The organism is Paracoccus isoporae (assembly GCF_900101865.1).
Classification (GTDB): domain Bacteria; phylum Pseudomonadota; class Alphaproteobacteria; order Rhodobacterales; family Rhodobacteraceae; genus Paracoccus; species Paracoccus isoporae.
The window spans coordinates 683958-697028 of the sequence record NZ_FNAH01000001.1 but is presented as its reverse complement, the minus strand read 5'-3'; the positions used below and the strand labels follow the sequence as shown (position 1 = coordinate 697028).

Annotated in this window: 7 protein-coding genes; 2 read left to right on the top strand and 5 right to left on the bottom strand. The window is 66.3% G+C overall.

Annotated elements, in window-relative coordinates; translation table 11 throughout:
• Window positions 1–117: 117 nt before the first annotated feature.
• From BLT73_RS03365 to BLT73_RS03355, 3 genes are all read right to left on the bottom strand, one after another.
• Entirely contained in the window at window positions 118–6141 is a 6024-nt protein-coding gene (locus BLT73_RS03365) for a translocation/assembly module TamB domain-containing protein (RefSeq protein ID WP_090520799.1), read from the bottom strand.
• Window positions 6141–8054 carry an autotransporter assembly complex protein TamA gene (locus BLT73_RS03360; protein ID WP_143025614.1) on the bottom strand — a complete coding sequence of 638 codons (1914 nt, stop codon included), beginning with the start codon at window positions 8052–8054 and terminating at the stop codon, window positions 6141–6143. The genes BLT73_RS03365 and BLT73_RS03360 overlap by 1 nt, the downstream gene beginning before the upstream one ends.
• Window positions 8055–8135: 81 nt before the next feature.
• Entirely contained in the window at window positions 8136–9062 is a 927-nt protein-coding gene (locus tag BLT73_RS03355; RefSeq protein ID WP_090520797.1) for a glucokinase, read from the bottom strand.
• 131 nt (window positions 9063–9193) lie between these two features.
• Here BLT73_RS03355 and ahcY point away from each other — a divergent pair, with 131 nt between their 5' ends.
• Entirely contained in the window at window positions 9194–10585 is a 1392-nt protein-coding gene (gene ahcY, locus BLT73_RS03350; RefSeq protein ID WP_090520795.1) for an adenosylhomocysteinase, read from the top strand.
• 4 nt (window positions 10586–10589) lie between these two features.
• A complete protein-coding gene (gene metK / locus BLT73_RS03345) occupies window positions 10590–11777 on the top strand; it encodes a methionine adenosyltransferase (RefSeq protein WP_090520793.1) in 1188 nt (395 codons plus the stop codon).
• A 79-nt stretch (window positions 11778–11856) separates the two neighbouring features.
• Here metK and BLT73_RS03340 read toward each other — a convergent pair whose 3' ends face one another.
• Together BLT73_RS03340 and BLT73_RS03335 are read right to left on the bottom strand one after the other, a co-directional pair.
• Complete coding sequence (locus BLT73_RS03340) at window positions 11857–12486, bottom strand: ATP-dependent Clp protease proteolytic subunit (protein WP_090520791.1); 630 nt, start codon at window positions 12484–12486, stop codon at window positions 11857–11859.
• A gap of 32 nt (window positions 12487–12518) precedes the next feature.
• On the bottom strand, window positions 12519–13070 hold the full coding sequence (locus tag BLT73_RS03335; RefSeq protein ID WP_090520789.1) for a nucleotide exchange factor GrpE: 552 nt from the start codon (window positions 13068–13070) through the stop codon (window positions 12519–12521).
• Between the last annotated feature and the right edge of the window lies 1 nt (window position 13071).

Genomic DNA, 13071 nt, shown 5'->3' with positions numbered 1-13071 from the left:
CGGAGCCTAATTCGGCCGGGGCCGTGGGTAAAGCATTTGCTTCCGTGAGTTAGCGCGACTCGGCGCTGCCGCGCGGAGCGGCCGGTTGTCAGGCCAAGCCCCCCGCGCCGCGATCGGTCAGTAATCGCGCTCGTAATACACGCCGATGGAGCTTTCGCCGTCGGTGCCGACCGATCCGCGGGCCGTCACCGAGTTGGTCACGTCGAGATTCAGGTTGATCTGGGTCTTGCCCTCATCGTCCAGCTCGACATCGGTATAGACGTTCCGGGTCAGGTATTTCCCGGCACGCACGGCGACGCTGCCATCGTCATCAACCGTCAGATCCAGATCGTCCAGCCCGGTCGCGTCGCGGATATTGCCGACGACACCGATCCCGCCGCGCCCCGCCAGCACGGCGAGCGCATTGGCAAGCTGCACGGCCTGCAGCGGGCTGATCTGGTCCAGACCCTGCCCGAACAGAAGATGCGACAGAACCTCTTCCTCCGGCAGTTCGGGGTCGGATTCGAAGGTGATGTCGGGCTCGCGCACCTCGCCATCGATGATGATGCGTATGGTGATGTCGTTTTCCTGATGCGTCGCAACCAGCCGGATCACAGGGATCAGGCTGCCCTGCAACTCCACCAGCCCCTCGGTCAGATCGAAGCGCTTGCCCAGCAGATCGACCCGGCCCCGGATCAGGGACAGATACCCGATCGGCACCGGATTGCGCGCATCGCCGGTGAGGCGCATGTCACCGCCCAGCTCGGCGTCCACGCCGCGACCCCGGATGAAGATCTGGTTGGGGGCATTGATCGTCAGATCGAACCGCGCCGGGTTGGGCGGCGGGGTCGCCGCAGGTCCGCCAAGCTCCGCATTCTGCGCAGCCAGGCTGCCGTAGGGTTCCAACCCGGCCTTCGCCCGCGTCGCCGCCGCCTGCCAACTGCTGCCGACATGGGTGATGTCGGGAATGTCCTGCGCCCCGCCCAGCCCGGTGGAGGGAATGCGAAACTCCGCCTGAAGAATATTGAGCGTGCCGCTGATGAGCGGGCCGTCCGCCGCGACACCCGTGACCGACACCGTGCCATCCGCGGTCAGCTCGTACAGGCTGGGGTCGCGCACCACCGCCTCATCTAGCACCGCGGTCAGATCGAGGACCGGAGAGCCGGGGCGCAGATCCACCGTGCCGTCCACCGCCAGCGCGCCACCGGCGCTGAGCCCGCCATCCACGTCCAGATCGATCAGCCCCTGCGCCAGCCGGGCGGTCAGGTTCAGATCGTCGATGGTCAGCCCGATGCGCGGCTCGGCCAGCCGCCCGCCGCTCAGCCGGACCTCGCCGGTGAGCGCATCGAGCCCCGGCTCACCCTGCATGCGCAGATCGAAATCCACCGGCCCCTCGATGCTGCGGGTGCGCAGCGCGCCATTGGCGGCCGCCGCGTTGCTGATGCCTGACATGCGCAGATCCGTCGCCGCCCCGGCCAGCAGGCCGGAGATCTGGGCGCGCGTGCCCCCCGGCCCGGTGACGGCAATGTCCATCTGCGTGCCGGCGCCGGTCTGCTGGATCGTGCCCACCGCCTGCGCCGGCCCGTCAATGCCGGGCGCCAGCGGCGCAAGGTCAGCCAGCCGCGCATCGACATTCAGCCCGGTCGCCGGGTTGCCATCCGCAAGGATCTGCACCTGCCCGTTGCGCGCATCCAGCCGTTGCAGCACGATCCCGTCGGCGGTCTGCACCGCCACCAGCTCGGCCCGTGTCTGACCTGCCAGCAGGCTGTCCACGCGCTCATTGCCGATGCGCAGCCCGTTGGCGGTCGCCTGCGCCGAGATGCGCCGCCCGCCGCTTTCATCGCGGATCTGTGCGGTGGCGTCGATCCCGCCCCCGAAACCCGGCGAGACGAAGCCTAGGTCAGGCGCGCTCAGCTCTGCGGTCAGATCGGTCTGGCCCGCGCCGTAGACACCCGAGGCAGAGGCGCTCAGCCGCCCGTTCTGCACTTGGGCGGACTCGAGCCGGATCAGCTCGCCGCGCCGCGTGCCGGTGGCGGAGAAGCTGGTTTCGCCAGAAAGCGCGGGGTCAAGCTGCGCCACGCCGAGAGAGATATCCGTGCCGGTCCCGTTGATCTCGAACGCCTGGACACCGCCCTGGTCGCGCAGATTGGCCTCGGCCCGCAGCGATCCGCCGAAACCGGGGCCCAGGAAAGACAGGTCGCGGCTGATCGCCTCGGCATCGAAAGCGGTGCGGCCGCCGCCGAGCATACCGTCCCCGCTGATCGAGAGCTGCGGGTTCTCGGCGTCCAGCCGGCCGATCTCGATCTCGCTGCCGCGCTGTACGGCTTCGGCGACAAAGCGGGTTTCGCCGGAAAGCGCCGCATCGGCCTGCGCATTTCCGACCCGCAGATCCTGCGCCGTCCCGGTCAGGTCATAGCGGCGGCCCTGCCCGCTATCGGTGATCGTCGCCTGCGCATCGACCTCACCGCCGAACCCGCCGCCAAGAAACGCCAGATCTTCCGCCTGAAGATCCACATCCAGCGCCGTCTGGTCCGGTCCGTAGACACCCTGTGCTGTCGCGGTCAGGTTGGGGTTGTCGATCCGCGCGGAATCGATGGTGATGACCCCGTCCCGCTCCGACCCTTGGGCATTGATCCGGGTCTCACCCTGCAAGGCACGGTCGGCCCCGGCCTGGCGCAGCGCGAGGTCCGTGGCGGTCCCGTCCAGCGTGAAGTTGCGCGCGCCCGACCCGTCGTCCTGCAAACTGGCCTCGGCGTCGAGCGCGCCCGACATGCCCAGCCCGAGCGCGCTGAGATCGCTGATCTCCAGCTCTGCCGAGGCGTCGGTCCCCTCCGGCCCGATGACGCCCTGCGCCACGATGCGTGTCTGGTCGTTGCTCAGATTGGCCTGCTCGATGGTGAACACGCCGTCACGCTCCACCGCGGCCAGATCGATATTGGTGGTGCCGGTCAGCGTGCCGGCATTGCCCTGCTGGCCGAGCGCCAGGTTCTCGCCCGTGCCCGTCACGGTCAGCCGCCGCGCCCCGTCGCCAGTGTCCCTGAACCCCGCCGAGATGTCGAGCGCTCCTTGAAGGCCCAGCCCGAGAGAGGCGAGCTCGCTCACCGTCACCTCGGCCGTCGCGTCGGTGCTCTGTTCGCTGATGACCCCATTGGCCGTCGCATTGAGCTGATCGTTGCGGATATCGGCTCGCTCGACCCGGATCGCGCCATCTGCGCCCTGTTCGGCGAGAATATCAATCGTCGTGGTCCCGGTCAGCGCAGCATCGGCCTGGGCCTGACCCAGCTTGATGTTTTCGCCGTTGCCCGTCACCTCGATCTGCCGCGCGCCGGCCTCGTCGGTGCGGATCGTCGCCTCTGCGTCCAGCGTGCCTGACCAGCCACGCCCCAGTGCTGCAAGGCTGGCAATCTCGGCCGAGGCGCGGCCATTGACCGCCCCGTCCTGCAACGCGCCCGACGCCGTCGCGGTCAGTTGCGGGTTGGTGATATCGAGCGCATCCAGCGTCAGCGCACCGCCCGGCTGCTGGCTGGCCCGGATCGCGATATCGGTCTGGCCGTCAAGCGCACCGTCGACATTCTGCTGCCCCAGCTTCAGATCCTGCCCGATGCCATCGACCCGGATCACCCGCTCGCCATCCGCGCCTTCGTCCAGCGTCGCATCCGCGGTGAGTGAGCCCGACCAGCCGCGACCGAGCGCGGCGAGCGACGGCAGGTTGAGCTCTGCGCGCGCTTCCGTGCCGTTCTCTGCGATCCGGCCGGTACCGGTGGCCGAAAGCTGATCGTTCGACAGCGCGACGGAGGTGATCTCGATCGCGGTGTCGCGCTGTTCGGCGCTCAGGCTGAATTCGGTGTCTCCCGCAAGGGCCGCGTTCAGATCGGCCTGGCCGACCGACAGATCGCGCCCGGTGCCGGTCACCTCGATGTTGCGCGCGCCGGCCTCGGTGGTGATGACCGCGGCCGCATCCACCGTCCCGCCGAACCCGTCCCCAAAGGCCGCCAGATCGGTCAGGTCGAGATCGAACCGCGCCTCCACGTCGCTGCCGCTGATCGTGCCGGAGCCGTCCAGGGCAAGCTGGTCATTGTCCAGCCGCAATTCGGTCAGGTTGAAACTGCCCTGCGCATCCTCCACCAGCTCTGCCGTCAGGTCGGTTTCCCCAGCGAAAGCCCCGTCAATCGCCTCGATCCCGGTTTTCAGCCCGGCCGCCATCCCGTCCACGGCGAGCACCCGCGACCCGGTGGCGCCGGTCAGCCGCGCGTTTGCGGTCAGCCGTCCCTCGAAGGACGGGTCGATATCGGCGAGCGTCGGCATGTTGAAATCGGCGGTCAGATCCACCGCGTCCTCGGTCACGCTGCCGCTGGCGGTCAGCGAGATCTGCTGCGCGTTGACCGAGAGATTGCGCAGCTCCGTCCCGTCCTCGGTCCGACCGGCGCCGATGCGGATGGTCGACTGCCCGCGCAGAAGATTGTCCAGCCGTTCGTTATCGACGCTCAGATCCGTCCCGGTGACCGTGCCGTCAATGTCGAACGCGCCGGAAAGGACCTGGTAATACCCCGCCAGATCGGCCTGCGCCTGCCCGGACAGATCGCGCCCGGCAAGCTCGGACAGGTTGGCGAGATTGTCGTGGCGCGCGACAAGCTGCGTGGTGGACAGCACGATGCCGCTGGCAAGCCCGTCGATCATCAGCGCCCCGTCGAGGGCGTAATCCTTGCCCGAGATTTCCATCCCCGTCAGATCGATCACCTGGCCGGGCGTGAAGTCGAACCCGGTCGATCCGGCGATCCGGTCGCCCACCACCTGTTGCAGCCGCGCGCTGACCAGTTCGATCCCGTTGGCGTCAAACCCGATCTGGCCATCGATCTGCTCCAGGCTCTCGCCTTCACCCAGCACCACCTGCCCCTGGCCGTCCAACTCCAGCCGCGACAGCCGCATCGCCTCGCGGTCGATCTCGGTCAGCCAGCCGCTCAGCGACCAGTCCGAGCCTTCCGAGGCGTCGTAGCCGACATCCAGGTTCCCCGACAGCACCGTCACCCGAGGCTCGACGAAGGGGATCGTCACCGGCAGGGTCTGGGCCCCGGCCTCCTCGCCGAAATCAATGCTCAGATCCAGCATTTGCGGGGCGTTCTGGTCATTCGTCGCAAGCTGCCCGGCGATCTTCAGCGCGTCTGTGTCGAAATTCAGCGACTCGACCTCCAGCCGGCCGGTATCGGCGCGCCAGCCGCGCGCGACGATTTGGGTGCTGTCCCCGAAGAATTCGCGGTTCTCCGGCGGCAACAGGCTGGCCATATCGCCACCGAGATCGAGCGCGAAGCGGTTGCCGGATGTGCCGTCCGCGCCCTCCTCGGCCATGAAGCTCAGATCGCCGCTGATCCGCTCCACACCGCCGGTGGCAAGCTGGATATCGGCCTGGTAATCGCTCAACGGGCCGGCGCCGTTGATCTGGGCGGTGACCGAGGGCCGCCCGTCCAGCCGGGCGATGCGGCTGAAAATGCCGTTCGGATCCTCGTCCAGTGACAAATCGATATTCAGCACCCGGCTGTCATTGTCGAAACTGCCGTCAAAGGTGAATTCGCCCTTCTTTCCGTCGGTGCGGCTGATGACCAGATCGGCAACGCCTTCCCCACCCGCCAGCGACATGGAGCCATTGACGGTGATCTCCGCCTCCTCGCCCAGAAGCGGGCTGCCCAGCACCACGCGCTCGGCGTCGATCAACTCGATCTGGATGCCCACCGGCAACTCGGGCAGGGCAAAGCTGCGCGCGGTGGCTCGGGCCTCGGGCTCCTCCTCGCCCGCGACCGGGCCGCGCGGGATCTCGATCAGGCTTGCGGTCAGCTCGCCCACCTCGACCCGGCCCCGCAGCAGGGCGGAGCGGTTCCACTGGATCGCGCCGTCATGCAGCGTCAGCCACGCCCCCTCGGCATCCGCGATCACGATCCGCTCGAATGTGGCGCGCGAGGACAGCGCCCCCTGGAACCCGGTGATCTCGACGGAGCGCCCGGCGCTCGACAGGCGGTTTTGCAGGAAGCGGGTCAAGAATCCCTGATCGCTCGATTCCTCGGCCGCGATCTCTGCCACCGTCGCGTCCCCGGTCTCACCCTCCTGCGCGAAGGAGGCCGGCGTCAGCAGAAGAAGCGACAGCAGCAGCAGGATGCGCGACAAAATCCCCATCAGAATGCCTGCCCCAGCCCGAGGTAAATCTGCACCTTGTTGTCATCGTCGTCGCCCTGGATCGGGGTCGCGACATCCAGCCGGATCGGGCCGATGGGCGTGTCGTAGCGCACCCCGACCCCGGCACCGGCATGCCATTTCGCCTCGCCCTGAAACGCGCCCTCATCCCAGATCTTGCCGGCATCGACAAAGGCGACCGCACCGATCCTCTCCCGCACCTGAAACCGGGTCTCCAGGCTGAGATTCACGATGCTCTGCCCGCCGACATAGGCGTCTTCGGTGCTGTTCTGGAGCGGCACGTCGAATCCCAGCGACTCGTAAGGCTGCCCGCGCACGGTCCCGCCGCCGCCGGAAAAGAACAGGTAATCGGGCGGCACCTCCAGAATATCGGGCCCCAGCACCGTGCCCGCCCGCCCGCGCGCCGCGAAAGTCAGCCGATCACCCTCCAGCATGCTGCGATAGATCCGGCCCTCGCCGGTCAGCTGCAGCCCCGATCCGGTGCCCTGCAACCCCGCAAACGGCGTGGCCTCGCCCGACAGCCAGTAGCCGCGCTTGGCGTTGTTCATGTCGTCGCGCCGGTCCCAGATGACGCCCATCGGCAGCGAGATGGTTTCGTAATCGTAGTAACCCGTGCCGTAATTCACCCGCGACCGCGTATAGGACAGCGCAATATCGGCGGTCAGCCGCTCGCTGCGGATATAGTTGAACCCGATCGAGAACTCGCCGCTGCGCTTGTAATATTCCGGCTCGTGCTCCTCGGACAGGTCCAGGGCGATGTAGCCCGTCGTGTCCGGGTTCAGCGTGGCCGGGCGATCGATGCGTACGCCGAAGGAATAATCCTGTTCGTCGGCATCGGCGCTGATGTCGCTGACCTCCGCCTCGATGCGGAACCGTTCGCCACCGCCCAGCAGGTTGCGGTGCAGCCAATAGGCCGACACCATCGCGCCATCGACATTCGACAGCTCGAACGCCGCCCCGATGCGGCGGGGCTTCTGTTCCACGACCGTCAGCGCCACATCCATCGAGTTGTCGGGATTGAGCGTCTCCGCCTCGACCAGGGTAATGGCCGAAAACACGCCCGAGCGGCGCAGCCGCTTGCGCACCGTCTCCAGCTTCTCGGGATCGAACAGCTCACCCTCGGGATAGCCCGCGATCTTCAGCATCCGCCGCGTGCTGAGCCGCTCGTTGCCCGTCGCCTGCAGCCGCCCGAACGTAACCGGCGGGCCGGGGTTCAGATCGACACGCGATTCCAGCCGCGACACATTGTGGTCTGCGATGATCTCCTGCCCGGCGACCCGCGCCTTGGCGTGGCTGGCGTCGCGCCAATCGCTGATCGCGCTCGACGTGGCACGCTTGATGACGCCGGTCCCGGCCGGCTCGCCGACGGCATAGCCCGCAATCGCGGTGGTTCCGGGCGCCAGCGGCGCGAGGTCGGCCTGCGCGAAGGCAAAACGCGGCCCCGGATCGACCGCAACCACCACCCGGCCGACATAGCGCGGCGCGTCGAGCGGCGCGATCTCGGCGGCTTCGACGCCGTCCAGCGTGATGTTGATGATGGCAGAGAAATAGCCCTCGTCGAACATCACCCCCAGCATCCGGGCGTAATCCCCGCGCGCGGCGGCCAGCACGTCCTGTCCGGTCGCCCGGTCCTCGGCCAGTGCCGCCGCCACCAGAGAGGCGTTGCGCAGCGGGCCGCTCAGATCGTCATCGCCATCCACCACCACCACGTCCAGCTCAACCGGCGGGCCCAGCACCCGGCCCTGATCGTCGGTGACAGGCTGGTCGGCGGGGTTGAAGATGCGGGTCAGGCCGGCAAACGGGTTGGAGGACGACGCCGATTGCGCCAGCGCCTCGGCCCCGAAAACGGCTCCGGCCACCACGGTGATGACGGCTAGCCTGACGCTTCGCTGCATACCTGCCTCACTTACCCACGCCGCTTTTGTCGCAGCTTGCGTTAAGGAAATCCAGAATTGCTTCCGCAGGACAAGTAAATTTCATGAAATGGCGGAAAGGCACCCATGCAGCGCGGCCATATCGTCACGGATCAGCAGCAGAGGCGTGTTTTCCGGGATATGGCGCATATAGGGTTCTGCCAGGAACGCATCTTCCAGCAACTGCGTGCGATGGGCAAAGCTGCGCGCCACCGATCCGGCCAGGAACATTCCGTCCAGTGGCATGAAGCGCAGCGCCAGCTCGCGCAGATGCAGACCGAACAGCTCGGTGAACAGGCTATAGGTCTCCTCGGCGCGGGGATCGCCCTGCATGGCGGCGGTGGAGATCGCCTCGGCCCGCGCGACCTTCTCGCCATGCATGGCCAGATGGATCTGCGCCAGGCCGCGCCCGGCAAAGGTCTCTTCGGTCGAGAAAAACGCCGGCATGGCCTGTGCGCCGACGCGCTCCATCAGCCGGGCATGGATATTGGCGGGCAGGCTGGTATGGCCCTCCTCGGCCTCCTGACAGGAAATGCCCCCGCCGGGCAGATGCTGCACGGCGCAGACATTGAACCCGGTGCCGGCCCCGACAACCAGCGCCTGCGCGTTGCGCGCCCGGTGTGCCGGGGCGCTGCGCAGCACCGAGACGCCGTCGCCGTCCAGCCGCGGCGTGGCATAGCCGAGCGCCATGAGATCGTTGATGAGCCGGACATGATCGGCATCGGTCAGCCGCGCGAGCCGGTCCTCGGAAAAATCCCAGTCGCGATTCGTCAGCGCCGCCTGTCCCCCCGCCACCGGGCCCGCCACGGCGACGCAGACGGCCGACAGCCTGGGGTTGTCCTGCTCGGTCAGGAAGGTCTGCACGACCTTGTCGAAACTGTCGTAATCATCGCCCCGATACCGGGTGATGGTCTCAGCATCGATGACGCCGTTTCGTGCCAGCGCCAGCCGCGCATTGGTCCCGCCCACATCCGCCAGAAGCACCGCCATCACTCGACCCCCCGTAAAAACCGCCTCACCCTGCGATACGCGAGCGCTAACGCCCGTGCAAGCGGGCTGCCCTTCATTGAATCTGCATAAGTCAAGTGGTATGCGCCAGACGTCACCTGAAAGGTCCATCCATGAACGAATATACCATTAAAGACATCAAGCTGGCGGATTTCGGCCGCAAGGAGCTGGATATCGCCGAAACCGAAATGCCGGGGCTGATGTCTCTGCGGGCGGAGTATGGCGACAGCAAGCCGCTGAAGGGCGCGCGCATCGCCGGCAGCCTGCACATGACCGTGCAGACCGCGGTGCTGATCGAAACGCTGGTTGCGCTTGGCGCGGATGTCCGCTGGGCGTCGTGCAACATCTATTCCACGCAGGACCATGCGGCCGCGGCGATTGCGGCGGCGGGTGTGCCTGTGTTCGCGATCAAGGGCGAGACGCTGGAGGAATACTGGTCCTATACCGACCAGATCTTCCGCTTCGGCGACGGCACCGCGAATATGATCCTCGACGATGGCGGCGATGCGACGATGTATATCCTGCTCGGCGCGCGGGTCGAGGCGGGCGAGGACGGGCTGATCGCCACCCCGACCAGCGAAGAGGAAGAGGCGCTGTTTGCCCAGATCCGCAAGCGGCTCGCCGAAAGCCCCGGCTGGTTCACCCAGCAGCGCGATGCGATCCAGGGCGTGTCCGAGGAGACCACGACCGGCGTGCACCGCCTCTATGATCTGCACAAGAAGGGGCTGCTGCCCTTCCCGGCGATCAACGTCAATGACAGCGTCACCAAGTCGAAATTCGACAACAAATACGGCTGCAAGGAATCGCTGGTGGACGGGATCCGCCGCGCGACCGACGTGATGATGGCCGGCAAGGTCGCCGTGGTTTGCGGTTACGGCGATGTCGGCAAGGGCTCGGCCGCCTCGCTGCAAGGGGCAGGGGCGCGGGTGAAGGTCACCGAGGTCGATCCGATCTGCGCGCTTCAGGCCGCGATGGACGGGTTCGAGGTGGTGACGCTGGAAGACGTCGTTACCGATGCCGATATTTTCGTGACCACGACCGGCAACAAGGACGTGATCCGGCTCGAACATATGCGCGAGATGAAGGACATGGCCATCGTCGGCAATATCGGCCATTTCGACAATGAAATTCAGGTTGCCGCGCTGAAGAACCACAAATGGACCAATATCAAGGACCAGGTGGACATGATCGAGATGCCCTCGGGCAACCGGATCATCCTTCTGTCGCAGGGCCGTCTGCTGAACCTGGGCAACGCGACCGGTCACCCATCCTTCGTGATGTCGGCCAGCTTCACCAATCAGGTGCTGGCGCAGATCGAGCTGTATACCAAGGGCGACGACTACCAGCCCGGCGTCTATATCCTGCCGAAGCATCTGGATGAGAAAGTCGCCATGCTGCACCTGGACAAGGTCGGCGCGAAACTGACCCAGCTTTCGTCGGAGCAGGCGGAGTATATCGGTGTCTCGCAGGACGGGCCTTTCAAATCTGACCATTACCGGTACTGAGCATATGAGCGAATATAACATCTTCACCTCGGAATCCGTGTCCGAGGGCCATCCCGACAAGATCGCGGACCAGATCTCGGATGCGGTGCTGGACGCCATCATCGCCGAGGATCCGCGCGCCCGCGTCGCCTGTGAAACCATGGTCAAGACCGGCGTCGCGATCATCTCGGGCGAGATCACGACAAGCGCCTGGGTCGATCTGGAATCCATCGTGCGCGATGTCATCAACGACATCGGGTACAACTCGTCGGATGTGGGCTTCGATGGCGCGACATGCTCGGTCATCAACATCATCGGCAAGCAATCGCCCGAGATCAACCAGGGCGTGGACCGCGCGGCTCTGGAAGAGCAGGGGGCGGGCGACCAGGGGCTGATGTTCGGCTATGCCTCGGACGAGACCGACGTGCTGATGCCCGCCCCGATCACCTATGCGCACCGGCTGGTGGAGCGTCAGTCCAAGGTCCGCCGCGACGGCACGCTGGACTGGCTGCGGCCGGACGCGAAATCGCAAGTGACCTTCCGCTATGACGATGCCGGGCAGGTGGCAGGCGTCGATGCGGTGGTGCTGTCCACGCAGCACAACCCGGAAATCGCACTCGACGATCTGCGCGAGGCGGTGATCGAGGAGATCATCAAGCCGGTGCTGCCCGCCGAATGGCTGTCGGGGGAGACGAAATACTTCATCAATCCGACCGGCAAATTCGTCATCGGCGGCCCGGTGGGCGATTGCGGCCTGACCGGGCGCAAGATCATCGTCGACAGCTATGGCGGCATGGCGCGGCATGGTGGCGGCGCATTCTCTGGCAAGGATCCGTCCAAGGTGGACCGCTCCGCCGCCTATGCGGGTCGCTGGGTCGCGAAGAACATCGTCGCGGCCGGGCTGGCCCAGCGTTGCGAGATTCAGGTGAGCTATGCGATCGGCGTGGCCGAGCCGACCTCGATCTCGCTCAACTGCTTCGGGACCGAGACGGTGCCGGTCGAGAAGATCATTGCGGCGGTTCGCCAGGTCTTCGATCTGCGTCCCTTCGCGATCATCGGAGAGCTCGACCTGCTGCACCCGATCTATCGCGCGACCTCGACCTACGGGCATTTCGGCAAGAACCCGGTCGCGATCGACTATGCCGGCAAGACCCATCGCGGGTTCACTTGGGAAGACACCGGCCGGGCCGAGGCGCTGAAGGCCGCGATCTGATCGGTGCGATCACCTCACGCCAACAAGAAAGGCCGGGCGCGTGCTGCGCCCGGCCTTTTCCGTCAGATGGCGTGAGGGATTATTTCAGCTCGTCGATCGACCGGATCACCTTGCCCAGCAGGCCGTAATCCAGCGCCTCCTGCGTGTTCAGCCAGAAATCGCGCTGCGTGTCCTCTTCGATCCGTTCGACGCTCTGGCCGGTGGCCTCGGCGAAGATCTGGTTGAGGCGTTCGCGCATCAGCCGGACCTGTTCGGCCTGGATCATCATGTCGGACGAGGTGCCGCGGATCCCGCCCGAGGGCTGGTGCAGCAAAAAGCGCGTATTGGGCAGGCAGTAGCGGTTTTCCTTGGCCGCGCCGACGAAGATCAGCGCGCCCGCCGAGGCCACCCAGCCGGACCCGATGCAGCGCACGGTGGGGCGGATGAACTTGATCATGTCGTGGATCATGTCGCCGGATTCGACATGGCCGCCGGGCGAGGAGATCATCATGTTGATCGGGGCATCGCCATCTTCGGCCAGTGCCAGCAGATGAGCCACGGTGCGCTGCGCCAGCTTGTCGTTGATCTCGCCCGCGACGATCACATTGCGCGACTTGAAATAGAGCTTGGCGATGTTGCCCGCATCCGGCAGACCCAGCCCCTCATCCTTCGGCGCCTCGTCGTCGCGTTCGTCGTCGTCTTCGTCGTCCAGCCGGAATTTGGGCATCATGTCCTCTTTCTTCGGAAAATCTTTCGGGCCCCTCACGAGGCCGGGGTGGAGCTTACGCCGACCTTGGCCGGGCGCAACAGCCGGTCATGCAGCATGAAGCCCGGCTCCATGAGCTGGATGATGTCACCGGCCTTGGTGTCGGGCAGCGGGGCCTCGAACATCGCCTCGTGAATCTTCGGATCGAAGCGCGACCCGACCTCCGGGCGCAGCACGGTGATGCCGTGCTTGCCGAACACATTGCCCAGTTCGCGCAGCGTCAGTTCGACCCCTTCCAGCAGGGCGGCATTGGCGCCGCGCTGCTCCTCCGGCACCGCATCCAGCGCGCGGTTGAGATGGTCGTAGACCGGCAGCAGATCGCGCGCCAGGCGGGTGCCGCCATATTGCTCGGCATCCCGACGCTCCTTGTCGGCGCGCTTGCGCGCATTCTCCGCATCGGCAAGGGCGCGCATGAAGCGGTCGCGCAGCTCGTCGCGCTCGGCCTTCAGGCGGTCCAGCTCGCTATCCGGATCGGCGAGCGGGTCCATGAAATCCTCATCAAGCGGGAAATCCTCGGGTGGCAGCCCGTCAGAATTTTGATCGCTCATC